This is a genomic window from Caproicibacterium sp. NSD3, assembly GCF_053613275.1.
Window position 1 is genome coordinate 367,391 of the sequence record NZ_CM132119.1, and the last position, 18,238, is coordinate 385,628.

Sequence of the window (18,238 nt, forward strand, 5' to 3'; positions counted from 1 at the left end):
GGTTAAGAAGACTCAAGAGATTGAAAAAGAAGCCGCACCTCTGCACAAAGGCCGCGGTGATCTTCATTTTTAAGTTCAGGGTCTTCCGCTAAAAGAGAGCAGGCAATCGTTTGAGTTCGCTTGAGAACTGCCAAATCGGTGTTGATGTCGGCGATTTTTAATTGGGGAAGACCATGCTGCCGATCTCCAAAGAAATCCCCGGGACCACGCAGCTTTAAATCCCGGTCGGCGATTTCAAAGCCGTCCTGTGTTTCACACATTGCCTTCATTCTTGCCTGTGCGTTATCGTTTTGCGCGTCGGAAATCAAAATACAATAGGACTGAAATTTGCCGCGCCCGACTCGTCCGCGCAGCTGATGCAGCTGCGAAAGCCCATACTGTTCTGCATTTTCAATCAGCATAACGGTCGCATTCGGCACATCTACGCCGACTTCGACAACGGTTGTCGAGACGAGAATATCAAGGTTTCCAGCAGAAAAATCTTCCATGATTTTGTCTTTCTCTGTCGCTTTCATTCGTCCGTGGAGAGAGCCAATTCGGCAGGAAGGAAGCTCTTTCTTTAGCTTTTTTGCATATTCTGTAACGCTGGCTTTTTCGCTCCCGTCCTCAATCATGGGGCAGATCACATAGCATTGCCGATGAAGCTTTACTTGCTTTTCTAGAAAGCCAAATGCACGTCGGCGTTTGTCTCCGGCGATCCAGAAGGTTTTTATTTTTTGTCTGCCGGGAGGAAGTTCATCAATCACTGAAAGGTCTAGATCTCCGTAAATAATCAATGCCAGTGTCCGTGGAATCGGCGTTGCACTCATGACAAGCACATGGGTGCCTTTTGATTTTTCCACAAGTTCCGCTCTCTGCCGAACGCCGAACCGGTGCTGCTCGTCCGTGATGACAAGGCCGAGATTTTGGAACTGCACATCCTGCGTGAGAATTGCATGGGTACCGATCAGAACATCAATTTCTCCCGAAAGCAGAGCGGCTTTTATTTCTCGTTTTTCTTTTGCTTTCATCGAGCCGGTCAAAAGGCCAACCCGGATTCCACATTTTCCGAGGAGGGGAGAAAGCGAAGCGAAATGCTGATGAGCGAGAATATCAGTCGGGACCATCAGCGCCGATTGAATCTTATTTTTCGCCATCGTATGGCAAAGCGCAGCTGCAACAACGGTTTTACCACTGCCAACGTCGCCTTGAATCAGGCGATTCATAGGTTTTCCGCTCATTAAATCTGCAATCGATTCTTCTACGGCACGTTTTTGCGCATTGGTCGGGGAAAAGGGAAGAAGACTCCAAAACTCCTTTGTGTATTCAGCTTTAATCTGAAATTTGCTCTTTTCGCGGGTATGGCTTTTCATGGAGAGAAGCCCTAACTGCAGAACAAGAAGTTCTTCAAAAATCAGCCGTCTGCGGGCGGTTTCCATTGATTCAGTGTCTTTGGGGCAATGAATATTTTCGAGAGCAAAGCGCAGATAGCAAAGGCCTTCTTCTTTGCGCAGAGAAGGGGAAAGCGGATCTTTGATTGTTTCGGGCAGCAGACGCAAAGCTTCGCGGACTGCATTTTCGATCATACGGCTGGTAAGTCCCTTTGTCTGCGGATAGATTGGCCGAAGCCCTGTACAGCGTTCTTCTAAAAGAAATGCAGGGGAAGCCATTTCTTTGTGCCCAAAATTTTCCGTTACTTTTCCGTAAAAAATATAGGTGCTGTCAGGAATCAACAAGTGCGGGATATAGGGATTATTAAAAAAAGTAAGATTCAGAATTCCAGTTTCATCTTCTGCAGCGCCTTTAATCAGAATCATTCCGCCATGAACCCGAACGGGAGAACCAATCGAAGAAACTGTTGCCCGAATGGCACAGACAGTCCCTGGAACAGCATCAGAAATGGTAGAACGGTGGTTCCAGTCTTCGTAGGTACGTGGATAAAGGCGCAATAAAGCGCCGACAGAAAGCACTCCAATTTTTTGGAAAAGAGGAGCACGCTTTTTGCCGACGCCTTTTAAATTTGTAATTGAAACCGAAAAAAGAGACACGAAAAATCCCAACCTTTTTGGTGGTTTTCAATTGGAATTATTCAACTGAAATGATAAAATAATAAACCGGTTGACCACCGTTGACTAAAGTAACTTCAATATCGGAACTCACATGAGATTTAATGCGATTATAAGCATCATTGGCCTGTTCTTCGGTTACATCCTGACCATAGATAATGGTGATAAAGGAGGTAGCACGATTTACCATGGAGCGGGTCAATTTGCTGCAAGTATGAACGTAATCTTTTTCAATAAACTTCATCTTGCCGTTTTCAAGGCCAAGAATGTCGCCCTTTTTCATTTTATGACCGCCAAACTCACTGTCACGAGCGGCGAAGGTGACCATGCCGGTATTTACATTCCCGGCGGCTTCCATCATTTTAACGGAATTTTCTTCCGTAGTGGATTCCGGATCATAAGAAAGCATGGCAGAAAGTCCTTGCGGAATTGTACGAGTAGGCAGAACAATAACTTTGCGGTCGGTAATGAGTGGAATGCACTGTTCAGCGGCCATAACAATATTTTTATTATTCGGCAGAATCATGACATTTTTTGCCGGAGTTGCTTTGACAGCTTCCAGAATATCTTCTGTGCTGGGGTTCATTGTTTGGCCGCCGCTCACAACGTGAGTGCATCCAAGATCTTTAAAGAGGGTTGCTAATCCTTCCCCTGCGGCTACAGAAATAAATCCGATTTCTTCCGTAGGTTCTGCAGACTTTAGTCCCTCTTTTTTAAGCTCTTCTTTTTTAGCAGCCTCTGTTACTTGTGCTTTGCGGTGCTGTTCTTTCATGTTGTCAACTTTTACAGTCAGCAGCTGACCAAAGACTAGAGCGGCTTCCAGAGCATTTCCGGGATCCTCTGTATGCACATGAACTTTGATGATCTCATCGTCTGAAACCACTACAACGCAGTCGCCCATGGTTTCGAGGAAAGTACGAAGTTCTTCCGGATCTTTCTGTACTTCGAGATTACGCCCGACAATAAATTCGGTACAATAAGTGTAGTGAATTTCCTGGTCAAATTCAGCTGCAGCATTGCGGAAGAAGTCATCACTTAAAGAAGCAGCAGAATTTTTTTCATCTTCGTCCCCATCATTTTCGATGATGACACCGTCACGAAAAACACTCATCATACCCTCAAAAATGTAGCAGAGCCCTTTTCCACCTGCATCCACGACACCGGCTTTTTTAAGGACCGGTAAAAGTTCAGGTGTATTTTCCAGAGCTTCTGCAGCGCCTTTACAAACGGCACTCCATACATAAACCGGATCGTCATCAATTGCTGCGGCAGCTTTTCCTTTTTCGCAGGCAACGCGGGAGACAGTTAAAATCGTTCCTTCTGCTGGTTTCATAACTGCCTTATAGGCAGCTTCCACACCCATTCCCAATGCATTGACAAGGTCACTTCCGCCAAGCGTGTCCATTCCTTCTGTTCCTTTTGAGAACCCGCGGAAAAGCAAAGAAAGAATGACTCCGGAATTTCCACGGGCACCACGCAATAAGGCACTTGCTGCAATGTGGGCTACTTCACCGGCTGTTTTTTCTTCTTTTACTTTTTCAAGTTCAGCGGCGGCATTTCCGATAGTCATAGACATATTCGTTCCGGTATCTCCATCTGGGACCGGAAAAATATTCAGTTTATCAATGCTGGATTTATGCTTTGCGATATTGTTCGCAGCTGAAATCATAGCGTTGCGAAGATCAGTTCCGTTGATCATATCGACACTCCTCTTCATAAGGCGGTTCAGACCGCTTCCATGCTTTTAATATCCAATATTATATCACAATCGATAAATGGATTCAACCTGAATCTTTTCCGCTGTGATGGGACAATATGTGTAAAAGATAAAACACTTTTAAGTGAGCTCAATTCGCTTTGCAGAAAGGCAGCGCCCGGTTTTTTCATCAATGCCAAAGAGACATCCGTCCATTTTGCAAGGACCTTCCTGCAAAAGATCAAAGCGAACCGGCATTTTGGTGCGGGCTTTCTCAATGGTTAGTTCCGGTTTGACCCCCAATACAGATTCGATCGTACCGGTCATTCCAAGGTCGGAAATATAGCCTGTGCTTTTTGGCAGCAGACAGTCATCCGCTGTTTGAACATGAGTGTGAGTTCCCCAAATTGCACTGACCCTTCCATCCAAATAATAGGCGAGACTGCGCTTTTCTCCAGTTGCTTCCGCATGAAAATCCACCACGGTAATTTTGGGCGCGTCTTTTAAAAGACGGTCGGCGCAATCGTAGGGGGATTCCATGGATTCCAGATAAACAACTCCCATCAAATTGAGAATTCCCACCTGAATGCGGCCCATATCAACCACGGTAAATCCTCTTCCCGGGGCGGAAGCAGGAAAATTTGCTGGCCGCAAAAGCGTTTCGCAGGTATCATAAAGCTCATAGCTTTCTTTTCTGCGAAAACTGTGATTGCCGCCTGTAAGCACATCGACGCCGCTGTCGAAAAGATAGCGTGCAGAGGAAGGGGTCAGGCCATTGCCGTCGGCGCTGTTTTCGCCGTTAGCGATTACCAGGTCGATTCCTTTATATTTTTTAAAAGCGGGCAGTTTTTCCCGAAGAAATCGGCATCCAATACTGCCGACAACATCTCCGATTGCAAAAAGATTCATTTTAGAATTCCTCGATTCTATTTTCAACTGTTTCCTATTATGAAGGAAAAAATTCCAAAAGGCAAGAGCGGTACAGCTTTAAAGCATAAAAAACGCCCGTCTGAACAATCAGACAGGCGTAAGATTTCAAAAGAAAAGCATGCGGCTCAACCGCAAAGTTTATTTTGCATAGTCAGAAGCGCGGCTTTCACGAATAATGTTTACCTTGATCTGACCGGGATATTCAAGCTCATTTTCAATCTTGTTACAAATTTCGCGGGCAAGCAAAACCATCTGATCGTCACTGATGACTTCAGGCTTTACCATTACGCGGATTTCGCGACCTGCTTGGATGGCATAGCAGCTTGCAACCCCTTCAAAACTGGAAGCGACTTCTTCAAGCTTTTCAAGGCGCTTGATGTAGTTTTCCAGATTCTCTCTCCTGGCGCCGGGACGAGCGGCACTGATTGCATCGGCAGCCTGAACGAGACAGGCAATTACCGTTTTAGGTTCAATATCATTGTGATGTGCGGCAATCGCATGAATGATTGCTTCACTTTCCTTGTACTTACGGGCGACATCAACACCGATATCTACATGGGAACCTTCCATCTCATGATCCAGAGATTTTCCAATATCATGTAAAAGACCGGCTCTTCTCGCAACAGTCGGATCCATTCCGAGTTCACTTGCCATAATTCCACAAAGGGAAGCAACTTCAAGAGAGTGATTGAGCACATTCTGCCCATAGCTGGTACGATAACGCAATCGTCCCAGAAGTTTGATCAATTCAGGATGCAGACCGTTTACACCGGCCTCAATAACAGCCCGTTCACCTTCCTGCTTAATGGTCGCGTCCACTTCATGGCGGGCTTTATCCACCATTTCTTCGATTCTGGCTGGATGAATCCGGCCATCGGAGATCAGTCTTTCCAATGCAATTCGTGCAATTTCGCGGCGAACCGGATCAAAACTGGAAATGGTAATTGCTTCTGGTGTGTCATCAATAATCAGATCGACTCCGGTCATCGTTTCAATTGCCCGGATATTGCGTCCCTCACGGCCGATAATGCGGCCTTTCATTTCATCGTTTGGCAGTGGAACAACGCTGATGGTTGCTTCTGCTACATGGTCTGCAGCACAGCGCTGAATTGCCATAGAGATAATCTCTCGAGCCATTTGGTCGGAATTATCTTTCATCTGTTGCTCCATGGTCATCAGCTTGGCTGCTTTTTCATGAGTCAGCTCATTGTCAAGGTCTTTGAGCAGATATTCTTTTGCCTGGTCTGCTGTATAACCAGAGATCTTTTCCAGCATTTCCAACTGACTCTTTTTAACCTCTTCTGCATCTGCGAGCTTTTGGTCGGCATCTTTGAGCTTTTGCTGCAGAGCTTCGGATTTTGTATCAAATGTTTCTGATTTTTTGTCTAGAAATTCTTCCTTTTGCTGGATTCTCCGTTCTTGTCGCTGTACTTCTTTGCGGCGGTCGCCGATTTCCTTTTCCGCTTCTGAGCGCAGCTTATGCAACTCATCTTTTCCTTCCAGCAAGGTTTCTTTCTTTTTGGATTCTGCATTTTTTAGCGCATCGCTTACGATCCGCTTGGCTTCTTCTTCTGCAGAGCCAATCGCAGCTTCAGCTGCCTTTTTTCGATGTGCAGAACCGACAAAAAAGCACACAACACCAGCCACCGCTGCACAAACTGCTGCGATGAGGATTGCTGTGAAAGTATTCAATTTTAGGGGCACCTCCTTTTAAAAAAAAATTTTTAAGAAATTGATTTTGAAAATATTAAGAAAATTGGGTGCGTCATTCCCAAAAATGCAGTCATGTGTTTTCCACTCTTGCATTCTTTACAATTGTATACCGCAAAGAGGGGGGTTGTCAAGAATGGATCCTCCTTTTCCAAAGGGTTCTGCAGCCAAAAGAAATTTGGAATAAAGATTCTGATCGCTTGACAAGGAAAGAAAACGGTGATAACATGACTTTTATCCGGAGATTACCGGGTGATATTTAAATAAAAAGCGATGACGAGGAAGCCGCAGATTGGTTTTGGATCAGAGAGCAAAAGTCTTAGGCTGAAAGCTTTTGCACCGAATACAACTGCAAGGACTACCACCTCCGAGCTGCATGCTGAAGAAGTATGCCGGAAAAGCACCGTTAGAAGCTTTTTTAATGAGTCCCGTTTTAAGCGGGAGAATATGGGTGGAACCGTGAGACAAATCAAGTCTTGCCCCATTTTAGGTGGGGCAGGGCTTTTTTATTTTGTCAGCTGCCTCTCTAAAAATATTATATAGAAAGAAAAGGAGCAGAAAAATGATTCAGGTATCTTTAAAAGGCGAACCAAGAGAATTTGAATCCGGAATCACAGTTGCAGAAGTTGCCAAAAGCATCGGAATGGGACTTTATAAGGCTGCCTGCGCTGGAAAGCTGAATGGAAAAGTGGTCGATCTGCGGACTCCACTAACAGAGGACTGCGAGCTGGAGATTTTAACGTTTGACCAGGTGGACGGCAAGCGTGCTTATTGGCACACTACCTCTCATATTATGGCACAAGCGGTTCAGCATTTGTTCCCTGATGCGAAATTTGCGATCGGGCCTGCAATCGATAATGGATTCTACTATGATTTCGATCTGCCCAGGACGCTCACTCCGGAAGATCTCACGGCGATTGAAACTGAGATGAAGAAGATTATCAAAGAAGATATTCCATTAGAGCGGGTAGAGATGTCGGCACAAGACGCATTGAAGCTGATGAAGGATTTACATCAGGATTACAAAGTCGAACTGATTGAAGAACACAGCGGCAAGGGCGAAAAAATCACTTTCTATAAGCAGGGCGATTATATTGACCTTTGCGCTGGTCCTCATCTTTTGAGCACCGGAAAAGTAAAAGCGGTCAAATTGACAAACTGCACCGGAGCTTATTGGCGTGCAGATGCTAAAAATAAGATGCTGCAGCGTGTTTACGGAATTTCTTTCCCGAAGAGTGCAGATCTCGATACCTATGTGAAAATGCTGGAAGAAGCCAAAAAGCGGGATCACCGTAAACTAGGAAAAGAACTGGAGCTCTTTACAATTATGGATGAAGGCCCCGGATTCCCGTTCTTCCTGCCAAAGGGAATGATTCTTAAAAATTTGCTTCTGGATTACTGGCGTGAAGTGCATAAGAAGGCCGGCTACCAGGAAATCAGCACGCCGGTGATTTTGAGCCGGAAGCTTTGGGAGCGCAGCGGACACTGGGCACATTATAAGAATAATATGTATACTACGGTGATCGACGACGAAGATTATGCAATCAAGCCGATGAACTGTCCCGGTGGAATGCTGGTCTATAAGACAAAGATGCGTTCCTATAAAGATCTGCCGCTGAGAATGGGTGAGATTGGTCTTGTCCATCGTCATGAACTTTCCGGTGCTTTGCATGGCTTAATGCGTGTACGCTGCTTCAATCAGGATGATGCGCATATCTTTATGACGCCCGATCAGATGAAAGATGAGATCAAAGGCGTGGTGCGTTTGATCGACAGCGTTTATAAGACTTTTGGGTTCCCGTATCATATTGAACTTTCGACCATGCCGGAAGATCATATGGGAGATAAGGCAACTTGGGATAACGCAACGAATGTTTTGCGCGAAGCGATTACGGAACTCGGGTATGACTATGATATCAATGAGGGCGACGGCGCATTCTATGGCCCGAAGCTCGATTTCCATCTGCAGGACTGCTTAGGCCGTACATGGCAGTGCGGAACCATTCAGTTGGACTTCCAGCTGCCGGAGCGTTTTGAACTGGAATATACAGGCGCAGATGGGCAAAAGCATCGTCCGATTATGATTCACCGTGTTGTATTTGGTTCGGTGGAGCGCTTTATTGGAATTCTTACCGAGCACTTTGCTGGTGCATTCCCGATTTGGCTTTCTCCGGTGCAGGTACAGATTCTACCGATTAGTGAACGCCATCACGATTATTGTGAAAAGCTGCAGAAAGAATTGGAAGATGCCGGTCTGCGGGTAGAAAGCGATATGAGAAATGAAAAGATCGGTTATAAGATTCGTGAAGCACAGCTGCAGAAGACCCCTTATATGCTGGTAATTGGCGATAAGGAAGTTGAGAGCGGAGAGATTTCTGTACGTCACCGTAAAGAGGGAGATCTTGGCACAATGGCTGTCAAAGATTTCATTGCGCGTGTACAGAAGGAAGTTGCAGATAAAAAGCTGGACTGATTCTTATTGAATTGAGGTAAAAAAAGCCGCAGGGATTTTGTCTTTATTGACGAAGTCTCTGCGGCTTTTTACAATTATCAAGACGATTATTTAGAAGGCTTAAATATCAAGAGGAAGATGTTCTGTCAAACACATAATTTTAGTTTCCTAGAAACTTATGTAAACAGTTTGTCCGGGGAAAGTTTTGACAGCTTAGCGGTGGAAGTTGTGGAAAACTACCCCCAATCGGCTGACTTTCGCCCTTTTTTCAAATCACTTTGTGGAAAAGCCGGTGGAAAGTGTGGAATACTACAGGGAAAAAACAAAATTATAAAAATATTTTTTTACATTATGTAAACCAGCGAAACTAAAGAGAAACCTTTTTTCATAAAAATCATCATAAGATTCCCTTGCATTGGTTACTGTTTTATGTTAAAATAACAACCATAGTTTTGCTGATTATGCAGGAGTAGTTCAGTGGCAGAACATCAGCTTCCCAAGCTGAATATGGGGGTTCGATTCCCCTCTCCTGCTCCAAATAAACTGAGTCTGAACGCAATTTCGCGTTCGGACTTTTTTCTTTCTATATACTATATGGCTTATCGCTTTCATTTGCCTTTTTATCGAAGTTGATCAATAAAAGGGCCTTTAGGCCTATAGAGTTTGTCAGTCAGCAAAAGTGTGATAAAGACACAAAATTTGATAAAAAGTGTAAGAATATTTTTAACTTTTCTATCTTTACAAAATGATGAAAATTGTATACTCTTAATAAAGTGGTTTGGTGATGAGGCTCACTATAATGCAGTGATTGCTAATGGCTTCTACTTTAAGGGATTGAGGTAGGAGCCTATATTTTTGTCTTGAGGGTGGTATCGTTGTTATGAAGTTAAGCAGAATCTTAATCGTTGGGTTTGGGGGATTTCTTGGTGCAGCACTGCGCTATGTGATTTCAACCGCTACAGCTAAATATTTTGGAGATTTTCCTCTGGGAACTCTGATTGTAAATATCTTTGGTGGATTCATTATGGGATTCATCATGGAGGCAAGTTCCAGTGCTTGGCCCATTTCAGCAAATGCCAGAATATTTTTGACGACCGGGATGATGGGGGGACTTACTACTTTTTCCACCTTCAGCTATGAAACCATTTCCTTCTTTTCCGACGGCGAATATCTGATGGGTGGAATGAATGCCGGATTAAACCTTTTTTCAGCATTGTTTGCCTGCTGGCTTGGAAAAATAGTCGCTCATTTATGGTTACGCTGATGTGCTTTTTGCTATATTTTCGAATGACTTTAAATATTATGCTGTAGACTCGCCGTTTTAAAATGGCGAGTCGTTTTTTATATACAACAAAAAGGGCCTGCAATGATTTAGGGGGTTCACCTTACAGCAACTGTAAGTGGTATTTGACTGTTCTGAATGCTACAATGAAGACAATCAATGAGCAGGAGGAATTTACCATGAATGCAAATGATCGAATCTTACAGGTGGAAGGTCTGACAAAAAGCTATGGGAAAGGCAGCACCAAGACGGAAGCCCTACGGGGGATTAGTTTTGATGTGTTGGAAGGGGAATTTCTTGGAATCATGGGAGTCAGCGGCTCTGGAAAAACGACGCTTCTAAACTGCATTGCGACCATGATCAAGCCAAGTTCCGGTAAAATCATTCTGCACGGCAAGGATATCTCGACCTTTAACGGAACGCAATTAGCAAACTACCGCGGCAAGGAGATCGGCTATTTGTTTCAGGAGTTTGAATTGCTCGATAATCTAACGGCAAGAGAAAATATTACCCTCCCATTGGCTTTGCACGGCGTCACTGGGGAAAATGCGGAAAATAATATTCGGCAGATTGCCGCAAAATTGGATATTACAGACGTTTTGGATAAATTTCCTTCACAGATGTCCGGCGGACAAAAGCAGCGTGTTGCAGCGGCAAGAGCTTTGATTTCTGATCCGAGCATCGTTTTGGCTGATGAGCCTACGGGTGCTCTGGACAGTAAAAATTCTAAAATTTTAATGGATAAACTTTCTTCTATCAATAGTGAGCAGCATAAGACGATTATGATGGTCACCCATGATGCCAACGCGGCAAGTTATTGTTCCCGTATCCTCTTTATCCAGGATGGCCGTCTGTTCCACGAGCTCAGAAGAAACATGGCAGCGGAAATACCCGTTTTCTTCTACGAACGGATTGTAACAGTGATGGCTCAGTTGGGAGGAGGAAGCGCAAATGTTCTTTAAGCAGATCCGGCGCAATGCTGCCAAAAACCGCAAAGGGAACGGTCTGTTCTTCCGCTCTCTCATCATTGCCATTGTTGCTTTCTATACACTTCTTTCATTGGATAAACAGGATGTTATGCGCTTTTTGAGCACGATCGAGAGCGATGCTGTTCATAAACTGATGATGTTGATTCCATTTGTATATGTAATATCGTTGTTTTTCGTATTTTTTCTGGTATACTTTGCTTGTAAGTATCAGATAGATAGCCGGCGTCGGGAATTTGGAATGTATCTCATGCTGGGGATGAAACGCAGCCGCTTATTTTTCCTTCTGCTGTGTGAAACGCTGTGGAGCAGTCTGATATCCCTGCTGATCGGGCTGCCGGTGGCCCTGTTTCTCACAGAGGGAATCAGCCTTATAACAGCAAAACTGATTGGGCTAGGAATTCTCGGTCACAGCATTTCATTCTCTGGGGATGCTATCCTATGGACAGTCTGCGGCTTTGTCATGGTACAGCTCCTTTCCATGCTGATCATCTGTATCCCATTAGGAAAAGCAGAACCAGCAAAGCTTTTAAGTTCGGATGCTTCCGAAAAGCAGGCACCAATGTCGAAAAGAAAAAGCGGCACTTTTTTTATTCTCGGAATATTATTTCTGCTGATTGCCTATTATTTCGCAATTTTCCAACTGAGCAGCATGGATTTATCTGCTTTGATGATTTCTGTTCTTATACTTTTCATGTGCGGCATTTTAGGAACTTTTTTTCTATACCGCGGACTTGGCGGTTTTATAGGGAAGCAAATCAGCCGCAAAAGCCAAAATGCAACAGGACTCGCAACTTTTACCGGGCGTCAGGTTCAGGAGAATGTACTGTTTGAGCATAAGTCGCTGGCGGTATCATCGTTACTCCTGCTGATCGCGCTTTCCTGTATCTCTTATGGAATCGCCATGGGGATTGGCAGAACAACAGAGTCGAGAAGCACCGATTTTTCGATTATGGGAACAGAATCGGATATTTCTGCCGTTTTAGAGAACCCGAAAATCAACGAAATGATAAAAACTTCCTATCCTGTTTATCTGTCCATGACGAAGACGAAATTTGAGACGAACCATATAATTGATGCGTTAAAGAAGATTCCGAAAGCTGACAATCTTGTGCAGAACTTTCATTTGGAATATATTCTGTCGGAAACATCTTATAATCATATGATGTCTGCCATGGGAAAAGAGCCGATCGATCTCAGCGAAAACAAGGTGGCGCTTTATTCGACGATGGGCAGTGGAGAAGGCAACCTCTATGATCTGCTTAATGAAGCACTGAAAAGCAAGGTGACCATAGGAATCAACGGAGAAGAATATAGCCTTTTGCCTCAACTATATCACGACAACATTGTCGCCAACCGTTCTATTACGCTTTATACCGCATTGATTGTTCCCGATGAGCTGTATCAGAAACTTGCCGAAGATACACAATCATTTTGCCAAAATATACACCTAAAGAAGAGCCTGACTGATGAGTTGGGACTGATGCAGGCAATTCAAAAAATGGACAGCTGCCTTGCGGGAACTGGTCTTCAATATGACAGCTATCTTGGCGGCATCGGAAGAAATCTGTTTTATACTGTGGCTGCAAGCTATCTGACAATTTATCTTGGCATTTTGTTTTTGCTGATTTCCAATACTTTGGTCGGCTTAAAATATCTGATTCAGCAGCGGAAGAATAAGCACAGATATATTACTCTGCTGATTCTTGGCGCAGATACGGAAGATTTATGCCGTTCTGCAAAAAAACAGATTCAAATGTTTTTTACACTCATGCTCAGTGTTGCGGTCTGCAACAGTATTGTTGCGATCTTTGTCATGTTTACAAATCTTACGCGACTGCCGACCGGCACTTCGATAGTTACCGTTGCTACGCTTGCGGCGATTGCGCTCATTGTCTTTATTATGACGGAGATCATTTATATATCTATTGTAAAACGGACGGCCTGCCGGGAAATCAGGATGCTTGAAATCACAGATCGGGGGTAAAGCCGCTTGATCAGAATTGTCATAGTGGAAGACGATGAATATTTGCGCGAAGAAATCATGATGACCTTTCAAAAGAAGGGATACTCGGCCTCGGGTATCTCTTCCTTTGCTGCTCCTCAAAAGGAGATCCTTGATCTTCATCCTGATCTTGTTGTGCTGGATGTTAATTTGCCCGGTAAATCAGGATTCGAACTCTGCAAATGGCTAAAAGCAAGGGCCTCTTTTCCAATACTGATCCTAACTGCCCGTGATACGCTGAATGATGAACTGACAGCGCTTGGGCTTGGAGCTGACGATTTTTTGATAAAGCCGTGCCACCCAGATCGGCTACTTGCCCGTGCGGGCAGACTTTTGCAGACCTATGGCAAGGTAAAGAGCGTCATTCAGTGTGGAAAATTATCGCTCGATACCGATACCTATAAATTGATTTTGAAAGACAAACACATGATACTGCCGGAGAGGGAGGGCAAAATTCTTCGCCTTCTGATGGAGAAACATCCTAAGCCTGTTTCTCGTGCGGAATTATGCTCCTTTGTATGGGGGACAGATGAATTTGTGGACGAAAATATTCTGCAGGTCAACATGACGCGGCTTCGGAAGAATCTTAGCAAAATGGGACTTAAAAATATTGTTATGACGATTCGGGGGAAGGGCTATCAGCTGGAGGTCTCAGATTTATGAAATTGTTTCTAAAAAGAATTGGGCACTGGCTGATTCTGCTGCTGTTAACGGACTTGACCTTTATCCTATTGACATGGCTGCTTCGCCCGGATGCAATGAAAAGCATATGTCTGTTTATTTTGCTTTTTACAGCGATCATCATTGGGGTTGGCTATTTTTTGCAGTGCCGAACTCAAAAAAGAAAGATCAATGCGGTTGATAGTTTTTTTAATGATCCAAACGAAGCGACAAAACAGGCCCTTATCGTTACACTTGATGATTCATGGGCGTATGTGATTGAAACGGTGTATGAACGGCTTAAAAAGCAAAATGCTGATCTTAACGAGAAACAGCTTAATTTGCAGAATTATCAGGAATATATAGAAGCGTGGACGCACGAAATCAAGACTCCGATGTCTCTGATGACTTTGGTGTTGGAAAATCATAAAGACGAGATGAGCCCTTATGTTTACAGCAGAATGGAGCATTCGAGGCGGCAGATCAGCGAAGATGTCGAAAAAATTCTCTACTATGCCCGCTTACAGACGGCTCATGTGGATTACAATTTTACCCGGTTTAGACTGGATGAGTGTGCCGAAGAAGTCATCAGAGAATTTGCATCTCTCATAGAAGAAAAACAAATAGACCTTGTGACGAAATGGAATCCCACAACGGTCGTTTCAGACAGAAAAGTTCTTGCTTTTATGATTTCACAGCTGCTCAGCAACGCCGTCAAATATGCAGCGAAAAAAGACGGACAAGTTTTTGTGTCCACCTGGCAAGATAATGATAACCATAAAATCTATCTTTGTGTGAGGGATAACGGAGCAGGAGTTCCGCCGGAAGACGCACCGTTTATTTTTGAGAAGGGGTTTACCGGAAATCACCCTGATCGTCAAAAAGCGACAGGAATGGGTCTTTATTTGGTGAAAAAATATGCCGAGGCGCTTTCTGCTGAAGTGAACTTGGAAAATGGATTTCCGGTAGGCAGTGGGTTCGGCATTGAACTGGTCTTTCCTTATGTATTATAGACAATCTATATTGCAAATTACCACCTATTTTTAATTAAAAATTATAAAATACGGCAAATAGAGAAGCAGCTTTATTAAAATAATTTCCTAGTTAGTCAGGAGCTTACACTACAATAAAGGCACGATATGGAATCACATTCTTCTAGAATTCCATATCGTGCCTTTAAAATTTTGCAAAAAATGTTTGACACGTGTCTTTTTATAGTGTATAATTCGACACATAACAGCAAAGGCGCTGCGGGTTTTTCCCGCAGCGCCTTTTTTGTTAGAATAATCCGTTATGTCAATTTTTGAAAAAGGATCTTATAAATCTTGGCAGGCCGTCCCCGCAAATTAAGTTGGCGATTATATTGAACGGTTGCAGCACCTCCGGCTTCCAGCTTTGAAAGAATGCGCGATGCACTGCGGGTAGTAACGTTCAAAAAGAAGGCTAACTCTTCTGCAGATAAAGTATCACTGCCCTTTTGATTGAGGACAGAAATAATTTTGCTCAGATAAAGTGGGGAAACAGAAAGACTTTTGCTTAGATTTGAGAGATGCTGATTCGGAGAATCTGTATAACTGATCCTTCGAACGCTGGAAAGCGGCCCAATGATCACATTGTCCGCGGTGACAATAAAAGCAGCAGAACCTTTGCGCAGAAAAGCTTCTTTTATGGCTCGCTGTGCGTTACGGTGTGCATCGATCACGTTATTGGAACAGCCCCAGCCTACGCAGACTGGAAAATCCAAATTGTTTTGCAAGAATGTCATAACAGGACAGGTGGTGTATTGCTGAGACATTTCTTTTAGCACTGCAATATTTGTGGTTAATTCATAATGGTTCCCATGCTCATAGACAAGAAAAGGCATACCAAACTGCTTATTGCAAGTTTGTAACTGTGAGGATAACGCAGTGCGTTGTGCTTCTGTCATAGTGTGTGCTGTGCCAACCAGCCCGATACAGGCTGCGGAGTCATGCATAGAAACAGCGCTGAGCTGCATAATTAGGCCGCGGAAAGTTTCTATCATAGATTCAGCTGAAGGGTATAAAAATTCATGCCGAATATGATTTTTATTGAAGTATTCGTCCATACTGCCGAATCGGGTGACTAATAAATCAGCTTTACCGCTGTCCCAAACCTGGCGATAATATTCGAGCAGGGGCTTGTACCACTCAACAGCATCGACTGTTTCCCAATCAATGGGCGCCGTACCGAGGAGAGGAATATCCGATTTGTTAAAAATAGAAGTAAAATCCACAGGTATTTCCGGCCGGTCAAAATAAACCCGCGAAAAATCCAACTGTGGCTTTTGTATCGCCAAACGCGCGATCAATTTGTAATAATCACGGTCAGTAATATTGAAATAGGTAAAAGGTTTTAGAAGATTATTATATTTTTTAACAATGACTTGGTAAGGATAGGAGCCGCTGAATAAAAGCCCATCAAACTGGTTAGCATTTTTTTCGTATAAAAATTCCAGATGCTCCAGAGAAGAATAAGGCAAATAAGTGATGTTGCTGTATGTGCGCATTTCCTTATCAATGCACATGATATATCGCAGAGACTGCTCCGTAGTGAATACACCAATAGAATACATGAAAACATCCTCTCACTATACAATATCATTCATTGCAATTGTATACTACAAAAATGATAAAAGCAAGACAAATGTCTAAAAATATGTCTAAAAATTTTTTAAATGAAAAAATAGGATACAAAATGTCTAAAAATAGTTTCTTTATTAAATAATAACCAAGTCTTGAATTTATCCTTTGTAGGAAAGAGAAAAGATTGTTTTTAGGCATAAATTTTGCTTGACCGAGGGATTCCTTAATGGTATATTTTAAATGAAATTTCCGAAAGGTGTCCGAAAATATAGTGAAAATTTCATTTAATAATTTTAAATTCGGCATCTTTCACTTTATTTTAGAGTCCATGGGTAACGACTTTCAAAAGCAGCAATTACAGCATAGACAGAAAGGATCACAAATATTATGTCAATTAAAAAAGAACAAGCAATTACTTTTATTGATGAAAAGAGCAAAATGCTCACTGGAATGAGCGACTTTTTATGGGATCATCCGGAAATCGGATACCATGAGACGAAGGCCGCCAAATTGTTTTGTGAGACATTGCAGCAGGAAGGGTTTACAGTTGAACGCCCATTGGCCGGAATTCCTACTGCTTTTTCCGGAACATTTGGTTCGGGGGCGCCTATCATTGGATTTTTGGGAGAATTCGATGCATTACCTGGTTTAAGTCAGGTTGCTCAATGCCCAGAAAAAAAGGCTGTTGAAGTTGGTGGTGCCGGCCACGGTTGTGGACATAATTTGTTGGGGGTCGGATCCCTTGCGGCAGCGATCGCAGTGAAGCATTATCTGGAAGAAAACGGTTTGCCGGGAACCGTCAAATTCTTTGGGTGCCCGGCCGAAGAAGGCGGTGCCGGAAAAGGGTTTATGGCGCGTGACGGTGTTTTTGATGAATTGGATATTGCCTTCAGCTGGCATCCTGGAGAAGTGAATAGCGTGGCACGCGAAAGCACAATGGCAAACTATCAGGCATGCTACCACTTTTATGGCATCTCTTCTCACGCGGCTATGTCCCCGGAACTTGGCCGCAGTGCATTGGATGCCCTGGAACTGATGAATACCGGCGTACAGTATCTGCGCGAACACATGCCAATGGACAACCGAGTTCACTATGCAATTACGAATACCGGTGGCACACTCCCAGGAGTTGTTCAGCCTTACGCCGAGGGATTATACCTAATGCGTGCGCCACAGCTTGGACAAGCCAAAGACCTGTACGAAAGAGTTAATCGTATTGCAAATGGCGCAGCAATGATGACGGATACCCGAGTGGAAATTGAATTCGTAAAGGCCTGTTCCAATACCGTGCTTAATACCAACCTGCTCCAAGTTTTACAAAAAAATTTAGAGCAAATCTCCGCGCCGGAATTTTCAAAAGAAGATTTTGCGTTGGCAAAGGCTATGCGCGCAACTCAAAAAGGGAGTGCTTCCTATTTTGATGAGCTTCTTCTGGATGTCACTGACCCAGAAGAGCAGGAAAAGCTTTCCCAAAACTCTGGCAGCGACATACATAATGTGGTGATGCCCTTCCCGATGGAACGTCAAGGCTTTGCCTCCTCAGATGTGGGGGATGTTAGTTGGGTATGTCCGGTGGCTCAGCTCAATATCGCCACGATGCCCGCAGGAACTGCAATGCATTCCTGGCAAGAAGTTGCGGTAGGAAAAAGCGGAATGGCGCATGGAGGAATGCTTTATGCCGGTAAGGTGCTCGCAGGTGCAGCAATCGATGTGCTAAAAGACCCTGCCATTGTTGAACGCGCTAAGCAGGAAAAGCTGAAGCGCACAAAATCCCAGGCGTATTGCGCTCCTATTCCAAAAGAGATAAAACCAAAGATTCCCCAAGGCATATAAAAACAGATTCAAAATAGTTAAGAAGGTCAAGTTGCC

At 43.8% G+C, this 18,238-nt stretch carries 12 protein-coding genes, 1 tRNA gene and 1 riboswitch; of the genes, 8 read left to right on the plus strand and 5 right to left on the minus strand.

What is annotated here, in order from left to right:
- Positions 1-2: 2 nt before the first annotated feature.
- The 4 genes from recG to rny form a co-directional block, all read right to left on the minus strand.
- Positions 3-2,027 (minus strand): ATP-dependent DNA helicase RecG, encoded by a 2,025-nt coding sequence (gene recG / locus ACVS9P_RS01735; protein WP_452103930.1) that lies wholly within the window; start codon positions 2,025-2,027, stop codon positions 3-5.
- A gap of 37 nt (positions 2,028-2,064) precedes the next feature.
- Positions 2,065-3,744 (minus strand): DAK2 domain-containing protein, encoded by a 1,680-nt coding sequence (locus tag ACVS9P_RS01740; RefSeq protein ID WP_452103931.1) that lies wholly within the window; start codon positions 3,742-3,744, stop codon positions 2,065-2,067.
- Between the two features lie 138 nt (positions 3,745-3,882).
- Positions 3,883-4,650: a TIGR00282 family metallophosphoesterase gene (locus tag ACVS9P_RS01745; protein ID WP_452103932.1), complete on the minus strand. Its 768-nt coding sequence runs from the start codon at positions 4,648-4,650 to the stop codon at positions 3,883-3,885.
- A 159-nt stretch (positions 4,651-4,809) separates the two neighbouring features.
- On the minus strand, positions 4,810-6,363 hold the full coding sequence (gene rny / locus ACVS9P_RS01750) for a ribonuclease Y (RefSeq protein ID WP_452103933.1): 1,554 nt from the start codon (positions 6,361-6,363) through the stop codon (positions 4,810-4,812).
- 580 nt (positions 6,364-6,943) lie between these two features.
- Here rny and thrS point away from each other — a divergent pair.
- The 7 genes from thrS to ACVS9P_RS01785 all read left to right on the plus strand — a co-directional run bounded on the left by thrS (position 6,944) and on the right by ACVS9P_RS01785 (position 14,779).
- A complete protein-coding gene (gene thrS, locus ACVS9P_RS01755) occupies positions 6,944-8,854 on the plus strand; it encodes a threonine--tRNA ligase (RefSeq protein ID WP_452103934.1) in 1,911 nt (636 codons plus the stop codon).
- Between the two features lie 442 nt (positions 8,855-9,296).
- Positions 9,297-9,370, plus strand: a tRNA-Gly gene (locus tag ACVS9P_RS01760).
- Between the two features lie 234 nt (positions 9,371-9,604).
- Positions 9,605-9,664: riboswitch (Fluoride riboswitch) on the plus strand.
- Between the two features lie 49 nt (positions 9,665-9,713).
- Entirely contained in the window at positions 9,714-10,097 is a 384-nt protein-coding gene (crcB, locus tag ACVS9P_RS01765) for a fluoride efflux transporter CrcB (RefSeq protein WP_452103935.1), read from the plus strand.
- A gap of 197 nt (positions 10,098-10,294) precedes the next feature.
- Positions 10,295-11,077, plus strand: a complete 783-nt coding sequence (locus ACVS9P_RS01770; RefSeq protein ID WP_452103936.1) for an ABC transporter ATP-binding protein — start codon at positions 10,295-10,297, stop codon at positions 11,075-11,077.
- Positions 11,067-13,088 (plus strand): FtsX-like permease family protein, encoded by a 2,022-nt coding sequence (locus ACVS9P_RS01775; RefSeq protein ID WP_452103937.1) that lies wholly within the window; start codon positions 11,067-11,069, stop codon positions 13,086-13,088. The genes ACVS9P_RS01770 and ACVS9P_RS01775 overlap by 11 nt, the downstream gene beginning before the upstream one ends.
- 6 nt (positions 13,089-13,094) lie before the next feature.
- Positions 13,095-13,769 carry a response regulator transcription factor gene (locus ACVS9P_RS01780; protein WP_452103938.1) on the plus strand — a complete coding sequence of 225 codons (675 nt, stop codon included), beginning with the start codon at positions 13,095-13,097 and terminating at the stop codon, positions 13,767-13,769.
- Positions 13,766-14,779: a sensor histidine kinase gene (locus ACVS9P_RS01785; protein WP_452103939.1), complete on the plus strand. Its 1,014-nt coding sequence runs from the start codon at positions 13,766-13,768 to the stop codon at positions 14,777-14,779. Before ACVS9P_RS01780 ends, ACVS9P_RS01785 begins: the two co-directional genes overlap by 4 nt.
- Positions 14,780-15,057: 278 nt before the next feature.
- On the opposite strand, the gene ACVS9P_RS01790 is transcribed toward ACVS9P_RS01785, so the two are convergent.
- The gene (locus ACVS9P_RS01790) at positions 15,058-16,359 is read right to left on the minus strand and encodes a hypothetical protein (RefSeq protein WP_452103940.1); all 1,302 of its coding nucleotides are present in this window, start codon (positions 16,357-16,359) and stop codon (positions 15,058-15,060) included.
- 397 nt (positions 16,360-16,756) lie between these two features.
- Here ACVS9P_RS01790 and ACVS9P_RS01795 point away from each other — a divergent pair, with 397 nt between their 5' ends.
- Entirely contained in the window at positions 16,757-18,202 is a 1,446-nt protein-coding gene (locus tag ACVS9P_RS01795) for a M20 family metallopeptidase (RefSeq protein WP_452103941.1), read from the plus strand.
- The last annotated feature ends 36 nt before the right edge of the window (positions 18,203-18,238 follow it).